Annotated in this window: 17 protein-coding genes and 1 pseudogene; 7 read left to right on the forward strand and 11 right to left on the reverse strand. The window is 37.0% G+C overall.

The genetic code is table 11. The features are described 5' to 3' along the window. Window positions 1-35: 35 nt before the first annotated feature. Window positions 36-1,253, forward strand: coding sequence for a diaminopimelate decarboxylase (gene lysA, locus ACZIX2_RS06115; RefSeq protein ID WP_463339207.1), 1,218 nt, complete (start codon window positions 36-38; stop codon window positions 1,251-1,253). Window positions 1,254-1,410: 157 nt separating this feature from the next. Further along, window positions 1,411-2,826 (forward strand): alkaline phosphatase, encoded by a 1,416-nt coding sequence (locus ACZIX2_RS06120; RefSeq protein ID WP_463339208.1) that lies wholly within the window; start codon window positions 1,411-1,413, stop codon window positions 2,824-2,826. A 57-nt stretch (window positions 2,827-2,883) separates the two neighbouring features. Here the strand turns inward: ACZIX2_RS06120 and ACZIX2_RS06125 are convergent, their stop codons facing one another. The 4 genes from ACZIX2_RS06125 to ACZIX2_RS06140 form a co-directional block, all read right to left on the reverse strand. Then, entirely contained in the window at window positions 2,884-3,906 is a 1,023-nt protein-coding gene (locus tag ACZIX2_RS06125; protein WP_463339209.1) for an aminotransferase class I/II-fold pyridoxal phosphate-dependent enzyme, read from the reverse strand. Between the two features lie 7 nt (window positions 3,907-3,913). Continuing rightward, window positions 3,914-4,924 (reverse strand): dipeptide epimerase, encoded by a 1,011-nt coding sequence (locus tag ACZIX2_RS06130; protein ID WP_463339210.1) that lies wholly within the window; start codon window positions 4,922-4,924, stop codon window positions 3,914-3,916. A 27-nt stretch (window positions 4,925-4,951) separates the two neighbouring features. Continuing rightward, complete coding sequence (locus ACZIX2_RS06135) at window positions 4,952-6,286, reverse strand: D-alanyl-D-alanine carboxypeptidase (RefSeq protein ID WP_463339211.1); 1,335 nt, start codon at window positions 6,284-6,286, stop codon at window positions 4,952-4,954. Window positions 6,287-6,457: 171 nt separating this feature from the next. Further along, a complete protein-coding gene (locus ACZIX2_RS06140; RefSeq protein ID WP_463339212.1) occupies window positions 6,458-7,276 on the reverse strand; it encodes an alpha/beta hydrolase in 819 nt (272 codons plus the stop codon). Window positions 7,277-7,323: 47 nt separating this feature from the next. Here ACZIX2_RS06140 and ACZIX2_RS06145 point away from each other — a divergent pair. After that, window positions 7,324-7,734, forward strand: a pseudogene (locus ACZIX2_RS06145) (TerB family tellurite resistance protein); the annotation flags it as partial. Here ACZIX2_RS06145 and uvrB read toward each other — a convergent pair. Beyond that, window positions 7,731-9,722: an excinuclease ABC subunit UvrB gene (uvrB, locus tag ACZIX2_RS06150; RefSeq protein ID WP_463339213.1), complete on the reverse strand. Its 1,992-nt coding sequence runs from the start codon at window positions 9,720-9,722 to the stop codon at window positions 7,731-7,733. The pseudogene ACZIX2_RS06145 and the gene uvrB overlap by 4 nt on opposite strands. A 273-nt stretch (window positions 9,723-9,995) precedes the next feature. Between uvrB and nrfH the strand changes: the two genes are divergently transcribed. From nrfH to ccsA, 4 genes are read left to right on the forward strand one after another with little or no spacing between them, the layout of a single operon-like run. Then, a complete protein-coding gene (nrfH, locus tag ACZIX2_RS06155) occupies window positions 9,996-10,610 on the forward strand; it encodes a cytochrome c nitrite reductase small subunit (RefSeq protein ID WP_463339214.1) in 615 nt (204 codons plus the stop codon). A 5-nt stretch (window positions 10,611-10,615) separates the two neighbouring features. Beyond that, the gene (gene nrfA / locus ACZIX2_RS06160; RefSeq protein ID WP_463339215.1) at window positions 10,616-12,118 is read left to right on the forward strand and encodes an ammonia-forming cytochrome c nitrite reductase; all 1,503 of its coding nucleotides are present in this window, start codon (window positions 10,616-10,618) and stop codon (window positions 12,116-12,118) included. Further along, the gene (locus ACZIX2_RS06165; RefSeq protein ID WP_463339216.1) at window positions 12,096-13,343 is read left to right on the forward strand and encodes a cytochrome c biogenesis ResB family protein; all 1,248 of its coding nucleotides are present in this window, start codon (window positions 12,096-12,098) and stop codon (window positions 13,341-13,343) included. Before nrfA ends, ACZIX2_RS06165 begins: the two co-directional genes overlap by 23 nt. Beyond that, window positions 13,336-14,121, forward strand: coding sequence for a cytochrome c biogenesis protein CcsA (gene ccsA, locus ACZIX2_RS06170; RefSeq protein WP_463339217.1), 786 nt, complete (start codon window positions 13,336-13,338; stop codon window positions 14,119-14,121). The genes ACZIX2_RS06165 and ccsA overlap by 8 nt, the downstream gene beginning before the upstream one ends. 19 nt (window positions 14,122-14,140) lie before the next feature. On the opposite strand, the gene ACZIX2_RS06175 is transcribed toward ccsA, so the two are convergent. The 6 genes from ACZIX2_RS06175 to trmD form a co-directional block, all read right to left on the reverse strand. Next, window positions 14,141-14,803 carry a thiamine diphosphokinase gene (locus ACZIX2_RS06175; protein WP_463339218.1) on the reverse strand — a complete coding sequence of 221 codons (663 nt, stop codon included), beginning with the start codon at window positions 14,801-14,803 and terminating at the stop codon, window positions 14,141-14,143. Between the two features lie 136 nt (window positions 14,804-14,939). Beyond that, complete coding sequence (locus ACZIX2_RS06180; protein ID WP_463339219.1) at window positions 14,940-15,761, reverse strand: DUF4249 domain-containing protein; 822 nt, start codon at window positions 15,759-15,761, stop codon at window positions 14,940-14,942. 5 nt (window positions 15,762-15,766) lie between these two features. Then, window positions 15,767-18,142: a TonB-dependent receptor gene (locus ACZIX2_RS06185; protein WP_463339355.1), complete on the reverse strand. Its 2,376-nt coding sequence runs from the start codon at window positions 18,140-18,142 to the stop codon at window positions 15,767-15,769. A gap of 166 nt (window positions 18,143-18,308) precedes the next feature. Then, on the reverse strand, window positions 18,309-20,531 hold the full coding sequence (locus tag ACZIX2_RS06190) for an NADP-dependent isocitrate dehydrogenase (RefSeq protein WP_463339220.1): 2,223 nt from the start codon (window positions 20,529-20,531) through the stop codon (window positions 18,309-18,311). Between the two features lie 262 nt (window positions 20,532-20,793). Next, window positions 20,794-21,144 carry a 50S ribosomal protein L19 gene (gene rplS, locus ACZIX2_RS06195; RefSeq protein ID WP_463339221.1) on the reverse strand — a complete coding sequence of 117 codons (351 nt, stop codon included), beginning with the start codon at window positions 21,142-21,144 and terminating at the stop codon, window positions 20,794-20,796. 212 nt (window positions 21,145-21,356) lie between these two features. Continuing rightward, entirely contained in the window at window positions 21,357-22,034 is a 678-nt protein-coding gene (gene trmD, locus ACZIX2_RS06200; RefSeq protein WP_463339222.1) for a tRNA (guanosine(37)-N1)-methyltransferase TrmD, read from the reverse strand. Between the last annotated feature and the right edge of the window lie 79 nt (window positions 22,035-22,113).

The raw sequence follows: 22,113 nt of genomic DNA on the forward strand, positions 1-22,113 counted from the left end.
GAAACTGTAATAAATTTGCAAAAAAACAAAAGATAATGCAAGGAAAAGACCTACTTCAACTAGCCGAGGAATTTGGAACCCCGCTATATGTATATGATGCAGAAAAAATTCAATCACAATTTGCACGCTTAACAAAAGCTTTTTCAAAAGTTGAAAAACTACGCATTAATTATGCCATGAAAGCGCTTTCAAACGTAGCGATTCTTCAACTCATGAAAGAAATGGGAGCAGGTCTAGATACTGTTTCTATTCAAGAAGTGCAATTGGGGTTGCATGCAGGTTTCGAACCCGACAGGATTTTTTACACGCCCAATGGTGTATCGCTAGAAGAAATTGAAGCAGTGAACGCTTTAGGAGTGCAAATCAACATAGACAATTTATCTATCTTGGAACAATTTGGAACAAAACATCCTAATGTGCCGGTTTGTATTCGTATTAATCCTCACGTAATGGCTGGAGGAAATACCAATATTTCTGTAGGACATATTGATAGTAAATTTGGAATCTCTATTCATCAATTACCACATTTAGTGCGTATTGTTGAAAATACTAAAATGAATATTGTGGGAATTCATATGCATACCGGATCAGATATCTTGGATATCGAAGTATTCTTGTATGCTGCAGAGATTCTTTTTGACGCCGCCAAAAACTTTAAAAATTTAGAATTCTTAGATTTTGGAAGTGGTTTCAAAGTACCGTACAAAAAAGACGATATTGAAACGGATATTGAAGAGTTGGGTAAAAAATTATCCAAACGTTTCAATGCCTTTTGTGTAGAATACGGCAAAGACCTGACTCTTATTTTTGAACCTGGAAAATTTTTAGTAAGTCAAGCTGGTTATTTTTTAACGAAAGTAAATGTAGTGAAACAAACTACTTCAACAGTATTTGCAGGAATAGACAGTGGATTCAATCATTTAATCCGCCCCATGTTCTACGGATCACAACACTATATCGAAAACATTTCTAATCCTAAAGGGAAAGAACGTTTTTATTCCGTGGTAGGTTATATTTGTGAAACAGATACTTTTGCCAACAATCGCAGAATTGCTGAGATCAAAGAAGGGGATATTTTATCCTTCCATAATGCGGGAGCTTATTGCTTTTCTATGTCTTCCAACTATAACTCACGATACAAGCCTGCTGAAGTATTGTGGAAAAATGGTAAGGGCTACCTGATTAGAGCTCACGAAAAATTTGAAGATTTGCTTCAAAATCAAATTCCATTACCAATTGAAGTAACTGCTTAATTATAATTTACGGGATTACTTCCTAATTAATATTTAAAGAAAAGACCATTCTGATTAGAGAATGGTCTTTTTTTTTGAGGTTATCGAGTTCTTTAGAAAACCTTAACTAAAAAACTTTTTAGAAGTTTTATATTTGGCAAAATCACAATTTAAAGTTATGAATAGAAGGAATTTTTTCAAAAAAGGATCACTTTTCGCATTGGGTACCACATTACTTCAACCTTTTGAAAGTGTTGCTCATGAGGAAGATCTCATTACCTTACATAAAAATAAAAAAGCCAAAAATATCATCATTGTTGTTAGTGACGGGATGAGTATCGGAACACTTAATATGACCGATTTGTATTTGAACCGAAAAACAGGAAAAGGAAGCCATTGGTTGCAACTGTATAAAGACAAAAAAGTGAGCCGTGCCTTAATGGATATGGCTTCGGCTTCATCTATTGTCACCGATTCTGCCGCGGCAAGTTCCTCTTGGGGGAGTGGTTTTAGAGTGAAAAATGGTTCTTTGAATATTGGGACAAAGGGTGAAGAATATTTACCCATTTGGCAAAAATTTAAAAAAGCCGGAAAAATGGCAGGTTGTGTTACTACCGTACCCATTACACATGCAACGCCAGCCGGTTTTTGTATCGCTTCTAAAAGTAGGAACAGTCAAGAAGGTATTGCAGAATTGTACATGGACTTAAAGTTTGATGTGATGCTTGGTGGTGGGGATAATTATTTCTCAGCCGAAGTTCGAAAAGATAAGAGAGATCTTTATAAAGAGTTTGCAGATAAAGGCTTTACTGTGGTAAAGAACAAAAAAGAGATGTGGCAAAGCAACAACAGCAAGCCTATTTTGGGTGTTTTTGATAGCGAAGGCTTACCCTATTCGAAAGATAGAGAAAGCAGTAAGGAATTGACGGAAAAAGTCCCCACGCTGGCAGAAATGACACAAAGAGCTATTGATAAAATGAAAAACAACCCCAAAGGGTTTGTGTTGCAAGTAGAAGCGGGTAAAGTGGATTGGGCGGCACACGGTAATGATGTAGCCGGGCTTATTTATGATCAAGTGGCACACGATGAAGCTGTAAAAGTAGCTTTGGATTTTGCTGAAAAAGATCAAAATACTCTGGTGATTATTACCACAGATCATGGTAATGCTAATCCGGGGATCATTTATGGCAAAGATGCCAATGCTAATTTTGATACCATTCAACATTATAAACAAACCAATGATTGGATTTTAAATGGAATTGGAAGAGAAACATCGGTAGCGCAATTGATAGAACGCGTTGAATATGCTAATAATTTTATTTTAAATGAAGACGAGGCTAAAGAGATTTTAAGTTATTACAATGCAATAAAAATTGAAGATGGACTCTATAATCCACGACATTTACCTTTAAGTACTTTGGCTTCGATTCAGAAAAAAAGAAATGCCGTAGGATGGATCAGTACAGATCACTCAGCGGACTATACTGAGTTAGCCATGTATGGACCAGGAAGTCAATTGTTGCCTTCTTTTATCAAAAATACAGATTTGCATTATTTGATGCTTGAGGCAGCTGAAGTAGAAAATAATTTTTAGTAGCTGTCTCCTTATCGTTAAATTTACTCCTGATCGTTATAATGTCAGGAGTTTTTTTTAACTCAGTATTACCTTCGCTAATTGTTGTAAATCCTTTTTTTTGTGGTTGGCTGTAATGACAATTCGGTTTAAACTTCCTGTGGGAGTGTTGTAAGGGAAATTAACAATTACAATATTATGGGATAAACATTTTTCATGAAATTGGGGGTCATGAGGATAAATCAAGGGGTAATTTGAGTCAAAGGCTACAGGGGCATCGTGTGGTAACAAAGACTTTAGAAAACTTAAATTTTTTAATAACTTTTTTTGCCTTTTTTTAATCAAATCAAAAGACGAAGTCAAAGCACTTAAAAAAGCTGGATTCATGCCTGCAGCAGAAACAAATGTTGGATGTTTTTTGATTTCCTGAATCAAATCCCAATCCCCAGCAATGATTCCGCCAGTTACTCCTAAGGCTTTTCCTAAAGAAGCAACCAATATTTTGGAGTGTATATTGGGTAATTGAATATTCGAGAATTCTCCCGATCCATTGTTACCTGTTATACCTAGAGAATGCGATTCGTCTACCACCAAAATGATTTTTTTGGAAGGTGAAATGTTTGCAATGGCTGTTAAGTCGATGGGGTTGACGCTAGAAGTGGGATAGCTGTCGGTAACCAAAACTACCGTTTCTTTTTGGTTGTTGGTTAACGACGGATGAATCCTGTTTTTAATATAAAATGGCAGGCTGTCTTTGGTTTGCAAAGCAGTATGCACGTTTGGAAAGTGATAACAAGTGGCGTTATTTTGCAGTAAAATTTCTAGGATTATTTTTCCAGCTAGCATACCCGAAGATACTGTGACGGCAGCTTCGCTTTGAATAAAATGAGCCAAGAGTTGTTCTCCTTTATCATAGGCCGATAGCTGAATGTTGGCACTTCTTGAACTTCCATAAGCACTGCCCCATGTTTTTATGTTTTGATTCACAGTCTTTTGAAATTTAGCATGCGTAGGAAGTCCTAAATAAGCAGTACCTCCAAAATAGAGGTACTTTTTATCGTCTATTTGTAGGATGCGATCTGGAAACTGATTTACAATCATACTAGAATTATAAAAGAGTGACTCCCGTACCATTTAATGCCGCATACTGAACTTTTCCATAATCGATAGTTACTCCTGTTGCAATGTCTTTAGCCAATAAAAGGGCACCATCCATATCAACATAGTCCAATTGAGGGAGTAAATGCGCAATGGCAGAAATACCCACTGTGGATTCGGTCATACAACCCACCATGGTTTTCAAGCCTAACGTTTTGGCTTCTTCAATCATTCGTTTGCCAGGGGTCAAACCGCCACATTTTACCAATTTTACATTGACCCCGTGAAAATGGTTGTAACATCTGGCTACATCCGATTCGATAATGCAACTTTCGTCCGCTATCACAGGCAAAACAGAATGCTTGAATACTTCTGCATGCGCCTCCCATTGGTCTGCTTTTATGGGTTGTTCTAAAAATTCAACCCCTAATTTTTTAAGGGCTACAGCATTGTTAATGGTTTCCTCAACGCCCCAACCACAATTGGCATCAATTCTAAAGACAGCATCGGTGTGTTTGCGCAATTCGGTTACAATTTCGATATCTTCCTTTGTGCCTAATTTTATTTTGTAAATGGGCCAAGGCAATTCTTTCATTTTTTCCACCATTTTATCAATAGAGGCAATACCAATAGTGTAATCGGTTAAAGGGTTTTTATCAGTGGTGTAATTCCATAATTCATATAATTTTTTGCCTTTTTTACGTGCGTATAAATCGTTGTATGCCAAATCTAAGGCGCACAAAGCAAACATGTCGTGTGAGAGATGCGGATGCACCATGGCCCAAAATTGCTCAGGAGTTTCCTCTTTGGCACTTTCGATTAAAGGGCGTATTTTTTCCAAATCGGCTTGCATCATTGGAACAGTGATGTTGTAGTACGGATTTGAGGTAGCTTCTCCGTATCCAGAAAACCCTTGGTCGCTCAATTCAACAATTAAGGAAGGTTGCACATCGATAGACTCTCTAGAAATGGTAAACGTATGTTTTAATTGTAATTCGTAGGCTCTGATGGTAAGTTTCATTTTATATTGATTAGATCTTTAAGTAGTTTAAAATGTATCGTGAATTTCAGTGATGATTTTAACCATTTCTTTCCTGATTTCTGAAGCATCGGGTAAGAAATTGTTGTTCATAAAAGAGAAAATTATTTTTTTGCCTTTTTTGGTGATGAGGTAACCACTCTGGTTGTAATTGTTGGTCAAGGTGCCTGTTTTGGCCCAGACAAAAGCTTTTCCATCTTGTAATGGATAAGCTCTTTTTAAAGTACCTGTGAGCCCTCCCGCGGGGAACAAACTTTGTAAACGCTCCTCATTATTAATTTTTGATTTAATTTTTTGTAATACGTTAATGTAACTATTGGGGCTCACCAAATTGAATCGAGACAAACCCGAACCATCGACCCATTGGATTTTTGGTGCTATATCGGATAAGAATTTTGTCTTGGAATGAGCAATAACCACATCGGTACTCAATTTGTTTCCAAGGGTGGCACTACAAAGTAACAACAGCTGTTCTGCTAAAAAGTTGTCGCTCGTAAGCATCATTTGTCGCAGTACATCATCGGTTTTTTCGCTATAAACAATTTGAAAATCTTCAGGGTAATTCGTGTTTATTGGTGTAATTTCTCTGTTTATTTTGTCTTTGAGTAAGGAAAGCGTGAGTGCTGTACTCGTTTTTAATGGAATTTCCTGATAGTATTTGCTTGGGGGTTTTAGATTACTTGGAATAGAAAAATCATTGGACCATAAATTTCTCTGTATTACAAATTCTTTGAGGGTATGGTTTTCTTTGTTGGAAAAAAAGGTGCTTAATGAAGGAGGAGAAAATGCTAATTCTCCTTTGTCGTTGGTAGTGATTACTACAGTGTTGCCTGACACAGGAAAAGCAGTTTTTTCTACTTGAAAGTATTCTTGGTAGTCGTCATAATTCCATCCGTAACCATAAAAAGGTTCTTGGTAATTGTTAGGAATGAAATACAGTTTTTGTTTGGCATTTTTTAAAAAATTGATGACTTTTTGCGATTTAAAGTTGGCATAGCCTAAGGTTGGATCTCCAGTTCCCCAGAAAATCAAGGAATCTTTATTTATTTTGTATTTTAAGGCAGGGATGGAGTCTCCAAGCATTTCGAGCGAGGTGTACAGCGTAAGGATTTTGGTGTTTGAAGCAGGAATGAAATTTTGATCTGCATTCCATTCATAGACCAATTTGTCTTTACTTTCATCGTAGAGGGAGAACCCTACAAAATGCTTTTTTAAAAGCTCTGATTTTTGAAAAATTTTATCAATCTTTCTTTTTGATAAACGCTGCGATTGTGCATTAGTTATAATGAGAAACAAGCTTAAAGTTAAAAGAAACGTTCTAAAATAAACCAATTTAGAATTCATACAGCGTTAGGTTTTGATTGGGGGTATTAAATAAGGAGTAAAAATATAAAAAAATAACAAAAACAATCAATAATGTTGCAAAAACAACAAATAAATGTGCTTTTTATCTTTTTTTAACTTTATGCATAGGAATGTGTTTAGCGATTTTGTCTTGTAGAATGGATAGTAGTTTTAGTTTTTCTCTAGCCATAAGAATGCATTAGCAAAGGCATCTTTCCAAAGTTTTTCGTTGTGTTGTCCTCCTTTTATGATGACTTTTTCTAGTCTGTTTTTTGATATTTGGCCTTTGTTTTGAAGCAGTTGAATGATGTAATTCATATCGTTTACCATACTAGCATCTTCTCCTTCTTGGTCTCCGCAGAGAAAATAGTAGCTAGCGTGTGTTTTTTGGGTCTGTTGTGTGAGTTGCTCAATGTCTTTTTTGTTGATCCAAAAAGCAGGCGAAAATACGCCAGCCTTGCCAAAAATTTCCGGATATTGTAATGTAGCATAATAAGCTGTAAGACCACCTAATGAACTTCCGATAATCATGGTGTGCTTTTTATCGGTATGCGTACGGTATTTTTTGTCTATAGTGGGTTTGAGGGTTTTTACTATGAATTCTAAATAGTCATTGGCTTTGCCGCCACCATATTTTTCATGAGGATAGGGAGTGAGTTCTTGTAAGCGTTTTTCATTTCCATGTTCAATTCCAACAACGATTACTTCGGCATTCAAGCTGTCTAGCGTTTCATCTACATTCCATTCTCCACTGAAGGAGGTTTGTTGATCGAAGATATTTTGGGCGTCAGGCATGTAGATTACCGGGTGTTTTTTTGTAGAGGCCGTGTAGTTTTTAGGTAAATACAGCCAGATTTTTCTACTGCTGTTCAGTTGTGGAGCTTGTATAGTAAAAGTGCTAACTTGTGGCGAAGCAGTGGAGTGTTGAGCCAAGCCCTGCAATGAAAATAAACCTATAAAAAACAATTGTAAGGCGGTTTGTTTAAGCATGATAAGATTTTGTTGTTCAAGCGAAAAATGATAATTTCGTTAAAAATAGCAAAAGCATGGATAATTTGGAAGAAAAAAGAAGCTTGATTTTAGAAATGATTAGCTTCTCGTTGGTTGATGGGGTTTTACATCCAAGAGAATTGAATTTTTTAGAACATGTAGCTAAAGAATTGGGATTTTCAAGAGCAGAATTTTTAGCAATGTTTCATGAAGAATTGCCTAAAAAACCTATAGCATCTGAGTTTGGTCGTATTCAACAATTTTATCGTTTAGCTTTATTGATGCATAGTGATGGGGTATTGCATACCAATGAAGCCATTGGCATTCGACAACTAGCGATAGAAATGGGGTTAGATCCAGAAGCTACCAAAAGAGTTTTACAGCTTATGAAGGAATCGCCAAATGTGGTTATAGATCCGGAAATAATTATTAAGATTTTTCGAGAACAACACAATTAAGAAAGTTGGTCTTGTAAAACTTTGATTTCATCTCGCAATTTTGCTGCTTGGATAAAGTCTAGCTCTTTTGCTGCTTTCTCCATGTTCTTTCTTTTTTCTCGAATAATTTTTTCTATTTCAGATTTCGATAAATAAGCGGTTTCTGGATCTGCTGCCTTGGCTAAAGTATGGCCTAATTCAAATTCTACTAATGGGTTTTTAGTAAAAGTACTGTCTATTTTTTTGTCTAATGCTTTAGGCACTATGTTGTTTTTTGTATTGAAATTAATTTGTTTAGTACGACGATAATTGGTTTCGTCAATGGTTTTTTGCATGCTCGCCGTTATTTTGTCGGCATACATGATGGCTTTTCCATTGATGTTTCTTGCTGCACGCCCGATAGTTTGTGTTAAGGAGCGATGGCTTCTCAAAAAACCTTCTTTATCAGCATCCAATATGGCAACTAAGGAAACTTCTGGTAGATCTAAACCTTCTCTTAATAAATTTACTCCAATTAATACATCAAACAATCCTTTTCGCAAATCTTGCATGATTTCTATTCGTTCCAACGTATCTACATCTGAATGCACATAACGGCAACGAATAGACACTTTGGTGAGGTACTTCGTTAACTCTTCCGCCATTCTTTTGGTTAAAGTTGTTACTAAAACCCTTTCATCAAGTTCGCATCGCACTTGGATTTCTTCGATCAAGTCATCAATTTGATTTAAACTTGGGCGAATGTCAATTATGGGATCCAAAAGACCGGTTGGGCGAATAATTTGCTCTACATAAACGCCGCCACTTTGTTGCAATTCATAATCCGCTGGAGTCGCTGAAACGTAAATGATTTGGTTTTGTAAAGCTTCAAATTCTTCAAATTTCAAGGGCCGATTGTCCATAGCAGCAGGTAATCGGAAACCATATTCTACTAAATTTTCTTTGCGAGAGCGATCACCGCCGTACATGGCTTGCACTTGCGAAATGGTTACATGACTTTCGTCCACAATCATCAAATAATCTTTGGGAAAATAATCCAATAAGCAAAAGGGTCTGGTTCCGGCCTCTCGTCTGTCTAAATAGCGAGAATAATTTTCAATACCTGAACAATACCCTAATTCTCGAATCATTTCAAGATCAAAATTGGTGCGTTCTTCCAACCTTTTTGCTTCTAGATGTTTGCCTATTTCTTTAAAATAGTCTACTTGTTTAACTAAATCTTGTTGGATTTCCCAAATGGCGGTTTGCAACACATCTGGTGAAGTTACAAACATGTTGGCAGGGTAAATTGTTATTTGTTCAAAACGTTCAACGACTTGAGATGTTTTAGTGTCAAAACTTTCAATTTCTTCAATTTCATCTCCAAAAAAATGAATACGAAATCCATCATCAGCATAGCTAGGATAGATTTCTACCGTATCGCCTTTAATCCGAAAACTTCCTGGCGTAAATTCTGCTTCGGTTCTAGCATACAAACTTTGAACTAAACGATGCAATAGCTTGGTTCTTGAAATTTCTTGATTGGTTTGAAGCGCAATTACATTTTTTTGAAATTCAATTGGATTTCCTATACCATAAATGCATGAAACGGATGCCACTACAATAATGTCTCGACGCCCAGATAGTAAAGAAGAAGTGGTGCTTAATCGCATTTTTTCCAATTCTTCATTGATGGACAGGTCTTTTTCTATAAAAACCCCTGTAACCGGCATAAAAGCCTCGGGTTGATAGTAATCATAATACGAAACAAAATACTCTACTGCATTATTCGGAAAAAATTGTTTGAATTCTGAGTACAACTGAGCAGCCAATGTTTTGTTATGAGCCAAAACAAGCGTTGGGCGTTGTACTTCTTGAATTACATTGGCAACAGTAAATGTTTTACCGGACCCTGTAACACCTAAAAGGGTTTGATGCAGTTCCCCTGCGATAATTCCCTGGGCTAATTTTTCAATAGCTTGGGGTTGATCGCCCATGGGTTGATAGTCCGATACAATTTGAAATTTCATGCTCAATGATTGAAATGCAAATTTACAAAGTTTTTATGGGTTTGTTCCGTTAGAATACAATTCAATATTTGATAATTATAATGACATAGTTAAGGGGATATTTTTTTGTTTTTTTTATAATAAACTGATAAATAGCGGGATAGGTTTTTAGCTTATAGATTTTTCTTTCTTAAAAGATTTGGTTTCCTGATATTTATCATAAAAAGAGTTTTTTGTCTTTTATATTTTTGTTAATGTTAAATACGTCTATTATTTTACAAAAAAAGAAATGTTATGAAAGCAAGATGGATCAGAAGAATGTATCCTCCTCCAGAATGGCGCCCTGCTGTATTGCTGCTTATAGGGATAGTGATAGGTTTAGGGTTGTATATGTTGAAAATTGGAAATGTTGCTTCGTATGCTTCTGATGACCCTAAGGCCTGTATTAACTGTCATGTTATGAATACAGAATATGCGACTTGGTTGGTGTCTTCTCATGCCAAAAAAGCAACGTGTAACGATTGTCATGTCCCTCATAATAATGTATTGAATAAATATTTTTTCAAAGCTAAAGATGGGATGTATCATTCCTTTGTTTTTACAACAAGAACTGAACCCGAGGCAATCATTATGCACGAACCTGGGCAGAAAGTGGTAAAACAAAATTGCATTCGTTGTCATGATAGACAATTAAAGAACCCCAAACAGTCCAGTTTAATGGCAGATTACGATGTTCATCGTACCGATAGAAAATGTTGGGACTGTCATCGTGAAGTACCACATGGTAGAACCAAAAGTTTATCTTCTTCAGCAATGTTTAGTAAAAAGTTAGACGTTAATGATGCTAAAATGCCAAAATGGCTTGAGGAACAATTACAATCAACTGAATCAAATCATACAAAAAAATAATTCAAATGGATCCTATTAAAAAAAGAAATATTAGAAATTGGTCATTTCTAATTGGTACAATTCTCATTGTTTTTGTGTTGGGCATCATTGCTTCATCAATTATTGAGAGAAAATATGAATCTACTTATGCAGGTTTACAGAAAAAAGATATTAATCCTAACGACCCAAGAAATGCCGTTTGGGGGGATCAATTTCCGCAACAATATGAAAGTTATATGGCTACTACTGATACTTCGTTTAGAAGTATGTACAATGGTAACGCAATGATAGATGAATTAGAAGATGATCCTAAATTAGTGATTCTATGGGCAGGTTATGCTTTTGCTAAAGATTACAATCAAGGGCGCGGGCACGCTTATGCTGTTCAAGATGTTCGTAATACACTGCGTTCTGGAAGTTTATATCCAGGTGATACTACCAAAGGATTGCCGGGAACTTGTTGGACTTGTAAAAGTCCTGACGTGCCGAGAGTAATGAAAGAAAAGGGAGTGGCTAATTTTTATAAGACTTCTTTTGAGAATTTAGGACATGAAATTGTAAATCCAATTGGATGTGCTGATTGTCATGATCCTAAAACTATGAACTTGACCATCACCCGGCCAGCATTAGTTGAGGCTTTTAAAAATGCGGGCAAAGACATTTCTAAAGCAACACACAACGAAATGCGTTCTTTAGTTTGTGCTCAATGTCACGTAGAATATTACTTTGATAAAAAAACAGTAGAAAATCCAAAAGTACCGTATTTGACTTTCCCATGGCAAAAAGGGATGCGTGCAGAAGATATTGAAAAATATTATGATGAAAAAGACTTTAAAGACTGGGTGCATCCGATAAGTAAGGCCAAAATGTTAAAGGCACAGCATCCGGATTATGAAACGTTTACTGTGGGGATTCACGCTAAAAAAGGTGTGTCTTGTGCAGATTGTCATATGCCTTACAAAACAGAAGGAGGGACCAAGTTTACTGACCACCATTTGCAATCACCATTGAATAATATTCAAAATTCTTGTCAAGTATGTCATCGCGATGAAGCAAGTTCTCTTGTTGAGGACGTTTACATGCGTCAAAAAAGTATCAAAGAAAATGTGAATTCGTTAGAAGATAACTTGGTGAAAGCACATATTGAAGCTGGTGAAGCCTGGAAACTTGGTGCTACTGAAGCACAAATGAAAAGCATATTGTTGGATATTCGCCATGCGCAATGGAGATGGGATTATGCTACAGCAGGTCATGGAGCTTCTTTCCACGCGCCAGTTGAAATTGGAAGAACTGTGTCATCTGCACTGGCAATTGCAATCGATGCTCGTGTAAAATTAGCTCGTTTATTAGCTAGTTTAGGCAAAAAAGAGGCAGTAACAATGCCAGATATTTCAACTAAAGCCAAAGCTCAACAGTATTTAGGTTTGAATATGGATAAACTTCGTGCCGATAAAGCCAAATGGAAAAAAGAAATAGTGCCTACCTGGGATAAAAAAGCGGCAGTACGTGAAAGCAAATATGGGAAATAAAGCCAAAACCGACGGGTCATGGGGGTATAAAACTTCATTTATTATAGGAACTACCATTTTGTTGTTGGGTATATTGCTACAAGTTGTATTAGGTGATGCTGTATCCTTGAGTTTGCAATGGCCTTATAATCTTGTAGTACTAGGAATCCATATAATAGGTTGTGTGGCTTGTTTTGTATGCTTTAAAAACACAAGATGGGTCCGATGGCTAACACGAGTACCGGCATCTATGGTCTCGATACTCTTATTATTATTGGTAACCATGCTTTTGGGAACGATACCTCAGCAACCAATTGCCAATTCAGCTATTATTCGCGAATTGGGATTGCATACCATTACGCAAACATGGTATTTTTTAGGAATAATATTCTTTTTTTCTACTTGTTTGCTTATGGTAAGCATTAAGCGTGTTGCTTATAATTTTAAAGCCAATTTGGGATTCCTTGCCAACCATTTGGGATTGTATTTAGCTTTGATTGCAGGTGTGTTAGGTTCTGGAGATTTAATACGATACACCATGGAGCTTAAAGAGAACAAAATAGCATGGGTAGCTACCGATGGGGATAATAAGGCTGTGGTCATGCCCATTGCAATAGTTTTGGAGGATTTTGTAATGGAAGAATTCGCACCAAAATTAGCATTAATTAACTCAAAAGGAGAGCTTCTCACTCAAAAAGGTAGAAATTTATATTTAGTAAAAGAGGGGCTACAAGTAGCACTTGAAAAAGATTATGAGGTAGAAGTTGTACAATATCTTCCGGATGCAGTTTTGTTTAATGATGTTTATAAGCCAGTAAACCAGGAAGGGGCTACTTCGGCCGTTTTTGTAAAGGTAACTAATAAAAAAACGGGATTAAAAAAAACGGGATGGTTGGCCTCTGGAACTTTTTTGTATGATCAACAATCCCTTCCCTTAGACAATCATCATTATCTCGTGCTCACTCGACCTGAGCCTAAGAAATTCAGTTCTAAAATTAAAATTTTCACCGTAGATAAAAAAGAGTACTCTACAGTTTTAGAAGTGAATAAGCCTTTTGAAGTCATGGGTTGGAGATTATATCAATTGAGTTATAATGAACGTTTTGGTAAATACTCTTCAACTTCTACGATTGAATTAGTAAAAGATCCTTGGTTACCATTAGTTTATCTTGGGGTTTTTATGATGATAGGAGGATCAGTGTATCTATTCTTTATTGGAAATGTTAAAACTAAAACAAATGATTGATTATAACTCATTTTACTTTGGAAGTAGCTTTTTATGGTTATTTGCTCTTCTCTTTTTGTTGCTTTCACTGCGAAGCAAGTCGATATGCTTAAAGTTAGGGTTGCTATTCAATGTGTTGGCTATCCTTGTCAATATAGTATTCATTATGTATTTATGGAGTGAGTTAGAACGGCCACCTTTACGCACTTTAGGTGAAACACGTCTTTGGTATGCGCTGTTTTTGCCATGTATTGGTCTGATTTTTTATTGGAGATGGAATTACATTTGGATTTTGTTTTACACCATCGTAATGGCATTTTTGTTTTTGACGCTGAATTATTTGCATCCAGATTTGTACTCCAAAACCTTAATGCCAGCATTACAGAGTCCATGGTTTGTGCCACATGTAATTGTTTATTTGTTTTCTTATGCAGTACTTGGGGTTTCTTGTTTAGTAGCTTTCAAAGAATGGTTCAAACCCTCAGTAGCTGGTATTCAAATGGCAGATAATTTAGTGTATATAGGCACTGCATTTTTAACTTTAGGTTTGTTATTTGGGGCACTCTGGGCAAAAGAAGCTTGGGGTCATTACTGGACTTGGGATCCCAAAGAAACTTGGGCCTTGCTTACTTGGATTGGCTATATTCTTTATATACATTACCGTTTTTACCATCCAAGAGAAGACAAAAAAGCAATGCTCATTTTGGCTTCAGCATTTTTAGTGTTACTTATTTGTTGGTTTGGAGTGAATTATTTACCATCAGCTCAAAACAGTGTACATACATATACGCAATCATAGTTAAATATAAAGCGTATTCTCAATCCATACTTTCTATAAGAATCAAATCACCTGCATCAAATTCTATAGAGACAATTCCATCTTCGGCAACATGATTGCTGCTGCTAGTGCGATAACCGAGCTGTAGGTCTTCATTTTGTAGCGGATAAAATAAGTTTTGAGTGCTTATGTTCTTGGTTGTTCCGATGGGAATTAAAGAAATAATGGTGTCTTTTGCATACCATTTTTGAAACTTTTTAGGCAACAAAAAAGCCTTAGAGTGGTCGTCCAAAAAAACAATTTTTAGTTGTTCCTGGTATGAAGCGGCTATGGTTAAATTGTGTAAGGTATGATCTATGCGTTTTCCAGTGGCCCAAATAACATTAACTGCTTTGTGATTTTTCTCAATTAAATAATCTAGAGCTTTTTGTAAGTCAGTTTTGTTTTGATCCGGTGTGTGGATAATTTCTAAGGGGTATTGTTGGGATTGGTATAAGTATGGGTCAAAATTTCTGTCGAAATCTCCTAATATCACATCCACTTTGATGTTCAGTGCCATGACTCTCTCTATGGCCGAATCCAATACAATAACTAAGGGTGACCATTCAAGAAGTTGCCCGAGTAATTCGGGTTGACAAGAAGCGCCATTAGCAATGATTAAAGCAGGTTCTTGGTCGTCGCGAACAATATGGTGTGAAGACATGTCTCAGTTTTTGAATTAAAAAATACGGAACAAAGTTACAAAAGTTGTAGTTTGCCTATTAGTCGTTGTGTAAACGATTGTTTTTGGTTTTTAAGTAGATGAAAAAAATACCTATTGGCAGGACGCAAAGCAATATTTATTGAACCGTATAGTCTCTTACATCAATTTCACTTAGGGCAAAAAAGCCTAAAGGAAAATTAGCTTTATCTGTGGTGTTGACAATATTTCCTCTAACGGTTGCTGGTGGGGTTTGGAAGGGCCCTCCTCCGGTATTGCCAGAAATACTGACCAAGATACTCATATAATTGTAATAGGCTTTAGAAATGCCATAATGCGCCACTTTGATATTATCACCTTTTTTAAGTTCGTCATTTCGCGAAAGGCTAAAAAATTCATTGCCATCAAAGAATTCATCTCGATCCACATACACATTCGCTTTGGCTTGATTAGAGTAGGTGAACTTATATAAATAATAATTCGGCACAGCAGCGGGGTCGTTATAAAAGGTTTTAATTTCTATTTGATCTCCAGAAAAACCGCCTTCATTTTTTTGTTCAATTCTCGTAATAGGCGCTACCGGTTGTAGTGTTTCGGTAGCCGTGTAAGTTTGTCCCTTACTGATTACTTTGAGCGTATAGGTTTCATTAAGTACAGGAAGGAAATTAGAACAAATATACTCCCCTGTATTTGGGATTTCTGAAAACGTAAACACGGTATTGTTGCTATTGGTCACGGTTACCACTGCGCCAGAAACCGTAGGGATGACATTGCTAAAATAATCAGCCGTTGTGGTCAGTTTTATTTTTTGTTGATTCCCGCTAGTTCCTTTTTGCCAGTTTATAGTGGCCTGAATCACTAATTTCGGAGGAGCATTGTTGAGATCAACATCGATTACGTCTTCGCAGCTCACGAAAACAAGTGCAACTATAAAGAGGAATAATAAAGATAACTTTTTCATGGCATTTAAAATTTGAAGTTATAACTTACCGCTGGTACTATCCCAAAAATGGAGGTTCGCACGGCTTCATTAAGGCCTGTATCAATGTTTTGTCTAAAGTTGATCGAGGCGGCATTGCGGCGGTTGTACAGGTTATAAATACTAAAAACCCATTCTGTTTTATAGTTTCGGTTGTTGTTTTTTCTTGGAGTCAAAGTAGCGGCAATGTCTAAATGGTGATAGGAGGGCAAGCGATTGGCATTACGCAGACCATAACTTGGTACTATGATGTCTTCAAATTCATATTGTCCTTCAGGGTAAGTTACAGGTTGCCCGGTTTGGAAAGTGAAATTGGCACCAAAAGTCCATTTTTCATTCAAAGTATACGAACTTGTTACGGCTAGATTGTGAAGTTTGTCGTAGACCGAATTATACCATTGACCGTTGTTGATTCCGGTTTCATTTGCGTTTCTACCTGGGGTTTGTTGTTCGGATTTGGAGAGTGTATAGGAAATCCATCCATTGAGTTTGCCTTCATTTTTTCTAAGTAAAAATTCAACACCATAAGCACGCATTTGCCCGTTCAAAATGACTTGTTCTAAAGCATCGTTGGCAATTAGCTCGGCACCGTCAATGTAGTCGATACGATTTTTGATTTTTTTGTAATAGGTTTCCACTTCGAGTGCATATTTACCTTCGCTAAAATTTTTAAAATAACCTAAGGCTACTTGATCGGCTAATTGTGGTTTGATGAAATTATCGCTAGGCGTCCATACGTCTAAAGGTGTCGGTGAAGAGGTATTCGAAACCAATTGTAAATATTGTACCATGCGGTTGTAGCTCGCCTTGATGGATTCGTCATCGTTCAATTGATAGGCCGCAGCGAAACGCGGTTCTAAATAATTAAAACTTTGGATAACATCATTTTTGCCGAAAAATTCAGTGCCAATTGGTGTTGCTTTTTCGTACAATTGTAATTGCTCGTTGAATAGCACCGGATTGTTATCTGCGTATACATTCACCGTGGATCGTCCTAATCTGTAGAACAAACTATAACGCAAGCCATAAGACAGGCTTAATTTATTGCTTAGATCATGATCGGTACTAATGTAAATAGCGGGTTCCAAAGCGTATTTTTTATCCAATTGCGCGGGATTGATTCCGGAAGTTTCGTTGGATGGGATAATAGTTCCGGGGTTGAAATCGTAATACAACGCATTCACGCCATAATTGAGTTTGAAGCCTTCGGAGATATAATTTTTGAAGTCGTATTTGATGTTGTAGTTTTTAATCCCGGAATCCCATTTGAAACCTACAAAATCAAGTTTTAAACCGTAATAGTAATCACTGTAGATTAGCGATAAATTGGAGAATAATTTATCGGAGAACAAATGATTCCAACGTAAGTTAAGGGTGGAGTTTCCATAAATATTAGTAAAGCTAGAGCTTAAACTAAAAACGTCGCGTCCAAAATAACCTGAAAAATACAGGTTGTCATTTTCAGTCAGTTTATAATTTAACTTAGCATTCAAATCATAAAAATAAGCTGAATTGTCTCTCTGTTCAGGAGATAACTTTAGAAATAAATGCGCATAAGAGGTACGACCTCCAATCAAGAAAGAACCTTTGTCTTTCACTAGTGGCCCTTCTGCCAAAAGGCGGCTAGCAATTAGTCCAATCCCGCCATTCATGTGGAATTTTTTGCTATTCCCATCCTTTTGATAGATGTCTAAAACTGAGGACGCTCTCCCTCCAAAACGCGAAGGAATACCTCCTTTGTAGAGTTTTAAATCTTTAATAGCATCGGGATTAAAAACAGAGAAAAATCCAAAAACGTGAGAAGAGTTGAAAATGGTAGCCTCGTCTAGAAGAATCAGATTTTGATCGGCCCCACCACCACGAACGTTAAAGCCTGAGGCGCCTTCGCCTGCATTGGTAACTCCTGGTAGTAATAAAATCGATTTTAAAATATCCGTTTCACCAAGGACTACAGGCATTTTTTTGATGGTTGCTACGGAGAGTTTGTTGACACTCATTTCGGGTTTTTTAATTTCCGATTTGGTTCGATTGTCAGTGATGATCACTTCTTCTAAGACCGTATCAGTTGGAGAAAGTTGCCAATTGCTTTTGGTGTTGGCAGTCAGGTTTACTTGGGTAGATAGCGTTTGATACCCTAAAGACGAAATTATAATTTGGTGTTGCCCTTTTGGTAAGGTAATAGAATAAAATCCGTATTCGTTGGTAGTCACACCCGTTTTTAGTTCGGGAAAGGTGATATTTACCCCGATTAAGGTTTCGTTGCTATTGGCATCAGAAATGACGCCGCTCAGCGTGAATTTGTCAGCAGTTGAAGCAGTCGAGCTAACTTGCGCGTTACTTTGTCCAACCCATAACAGTAACATGGAAATGTAAACTAGTCTTTGCAAATGAATCATGATCGTTATTTTGTAGTGCAAAGTAGGTGAAAAAATTAGTTAAATACTAGTTTACAATTGTTAATCTAAGGTTAATAAAAAAAAGGCAACCCCTCGGAGTTGCCTTTAAATAGTGTGATTTTTATGCTTTTAGCTACTTAATTCTTGCTAATATAGCGTTAAACGTTGTACTAGGACGCATAGCATGACTTGTTAATTCTGGATTCGGTTGGTAGTAGCCGCCGATAGTTTGCGGTTTTCCTTGAGCACTAATTAGTTCGCCGTTGATTTGTGATTCATTAGCAATAAATTCAGTTGCAATAGGTGAGAAAATCGCTTTTAAATCAGCATCTTTATCTTGAGCGGCTAAAGCTTCAGCCCAATACATCGCTAAGTAGAAATGAGAGCCTCTATTATCAATTCCGCCTACTTTTCTCGAAGGCGATTTGTCGTTGGCTAAGAATTTTTCGGTAGCTACATCCAAGGCTTCTGCTAAAACAATCGCTTTTGAATTGTTTAATGTTTGTCCTAAATGTTCTAATGAAGCGCCCAAAGCCAAGAATTCACCAAGAGAATCCCAACGTAAATAGCCTTCTTCGATAAATTGCTCTACGTGTTTTGGAGCAGAACCTCCTGCGCCAGTTTCAAATAAACCACCGCCATTCATCAATGGAACGATAGAAAGCATTTTGGCTGAAGTTCCAACTTCTAAGATTGGGAATAAATCGGTTAAGTAATCACGTAGTACATTTCCGGTTACTGAAATGGTATCTAATCCTTTGATGATGCGCTCTAAAGTAAAATTAGTTGCTTCGATAGGGCTTAGAATGCGAATATCTAATCCTGTTGTATCGTGATCTTTTAAATATTTTTCTACTTTTTGAATCAATTGGCTGTCGTGTGCTCTGTTGTGATCTAACCAGAAAACTGCTGGAGTGGCTGATAAACGCGCTCTGTTTACGGCTAGTTTTACCCAGTCTTGAATTGGAGCGTCTTTGGCTTGGCACATTCTGAAAATGTCATTTTTAGCCACTTTTTGTTCCATCAAGACGGTACCGTCTGTAGTTACCACACGAACAACACCTTCACCTTGCATTTGGAAAGTTTTATCGTGTGAACCATATTCTTCTGCTTTTTGCGCCATTAAGCCTACATTGGGAACGCTTCCCATAGTAGCAGGGTTAAAAGCGCCGTGTTTTTTGCAAAAATCAATAGTAGCAGTATATACTCCCGCATAACAACGATCGGGTATAATGGCTACAGTATCTTGAAGTTTTCCTTCTTTGTTCCACATTTGTCCCGAAGTACGAATCATGGCAGGCATAGAGGCATCTACAATTACATCGGAGGGAACATGAAGGTTGGTGATGCCTTTATCTGAATTCACCATGGCCAAAGCAGGACCATTAGCAATAGCAGCATCAATGGCAGCTTCTACTTCTGCTTGTTGAGGATGTCCGGCTATTTTTGCGTAAACGTCTCCTAAACCGTTACGAGTATCAATATTTAATTCATTGAAAAGTGTTGCATATTTTTCAAAAACATCAGCAAAATACACTTCAACAATAGCTCCAAAAATGATAGGATCGGATACCTTCATCATGGTGGCTTTTAAGTGCACAGACAGTAAGATGTTTTGTGCTTTTGCTTCTGCAATGGTTTGGGCTACAAAACTTTTTAAAGCAGTAATGTTCATAACCGAACTGTCGATGATTTCTCCTGCTTTCAATGGAGTGCTGGCTTTTAGCACTGTAGTGGATCCGTCAGCTGCTACGAATTCAATTTTTACATCAGTTCCTTCACTAACAGTAACCGATTGTTCACTTCCGTAAAAATCACCTTGTTCCATAGAGGCTACATACGTCTTAGAATCAGCTGTCCAAGTGCCCATGGAATGAGGGTTGTCTTTGGCGTAATTTTTCACCGCTTTCGGCGCTCTACGATCAGAGTTACCTTCACGTAACACAGGATTCACCGCAGATCCTAACACTTTGGCGTATTTGGCTTTGTTGTTTTTTTCTGCTTCGGTTTGTGGGTCTTCAGGGAAGTTGGGTACAGCATAACCATGTGCTTGCAATTCAGCAATAGCGGCTTTCAACTGAGGAACTGAGGCAGAGATATTCGGAAGTTTGATGATATTAGCTTCTGGAGTAGTTGCCAATTGTCCCAATTCAGCCAAAGCATCTGAAGTTTTTTGGTCTTCTTTTAGCGCTTCTGGAAAGTTGGCTAAAATTCTTCCGGCTAAAGAAATGTCTCGCGTTTCAATTTCAATGTTTGAGGTTGCAGTAAATGCTTGTACTATGGGTAAAAATGAATAAGTAGCCAAAAGTGGCGCTTCATCCGTAAGGGTGTAAAAAATTTTAGATTTTTGTGTCATTTTGCTTTTTATTAATCGAAATCACTACTTTGTCTGACTTAGTTTGCAAAAAGTGCAATAAATAAGGTCGACAAATATATGAAATCAGTGAGAATTACTTTCGGATTTCAACGGAAATAAATCGTTTTTGGAATCTATTTTGTGATTTTACGAAATCGATATTTTTTGCCCTTCTAATTTTGTAATTTCATAATAAAAACGGGGATATGGTGCAAAAAAAAATCCCGATGACTCGGGATTTTGACTTATTAGGGTAAAAAGACTATCTTCTTTTGTCTTTGATTTTTGCTTTTTTACCAGTAAGTTCTCTAAAGTAGAAAATTCTAGCTCTACGAACGTGACCTTTTTTGTTGATTTCGATTTTTTGTAAAGCTGGTAAGTTCACTGGGAAAATACGCTCTACTCCAACAGAACCTGACATTTTACGGATGGTAAAAGTTTCAGTGTTTCCAGAACCTCTTCTTTGGATAACAACACCTTTGAAGAACTGAGTTCTTGTTTTTTCACCCTCTTTAATTTCGTAGTATACTGTGATAGTATCACCAGCTCCGAATTCAGGGAAATCTTTTTTAGCTACGAATTCGTCTTGTACGAATTTCAATAAATCTGCCATGATAATAATATATAAAAGTTTTATTTAAAGCAACATACACGGTTTTCGCCAGAGGTTGGTCTAATTCGGGTGCAAATGTAAACAAAAAAATGTAATTAATTAAATTCCAATAAAAAAAATCCAAATTCCATTTTATAGTTGCAAAACACTGAATTTTACTAGGTTGCATTTTAAAAAAGCTTTGTTTTTATTCCCCTTTGGGGGTTAGGGGGCTACTCCTCCAATAAATCGGGTCTTCTGTTTTTAGTATGTTGCAGGGCTTGCTCTTCTCGCCATTTGTCAATTTTTGCAAAATGCCCACTCAACAATACCTCGGGAACTTTCCAGCCTTTGTAATCGGCAGGTCTTGTATAAATGGGGCCCGACAACAATCCGTCCTGAAAACTATCGGTCAAAGCCGAGGTTTCATCACTCAAAACCCCTGGAATCAATCGAATCAAGGCATCGCACAAAACCAAAGCGCCCAATTCGCCTCCAGATAACACATAATCGCCAATAGAAATTTCTTTGGTAATAAAATGATCCCTTACTCTTTGATCGACACCTTTATAATGCCCACACAAAATAATAATGTTTTCATACATCGACATCGTATTGGCCATTTTTTGGTTCAGCGTGTCTCCGTCGGGCGACATATAAATGATTTCGTCGTAGGTTCTCTCGCTCTTCAAATGCGTGATACAAGCATCAATCGGTTGGACAGTCATCACCATACCCGCGCCTCCGCCAAAAGGATAATCGTCTACACTTTTTTGTTTGTTCGTCGTATAGTCTCTCAAGTTGTGAAAATGCACTTCCACCAACCCCTTGTCGATAGCACGTTTCATAATCGAAGCCTCAAAAGGACTTCTCAATAATTCAGGTAAAACGGTAATAATATCAATTCTCATTGTAGTATTTTATATCGCGCAAAGGTACAAATTAAATAATAGGACACGAATCAAGTGATACATCCTTATAGTTATTTGG

It is taken from the genome of Flavobacterium riviphilum (assembly GCF_055231795.1).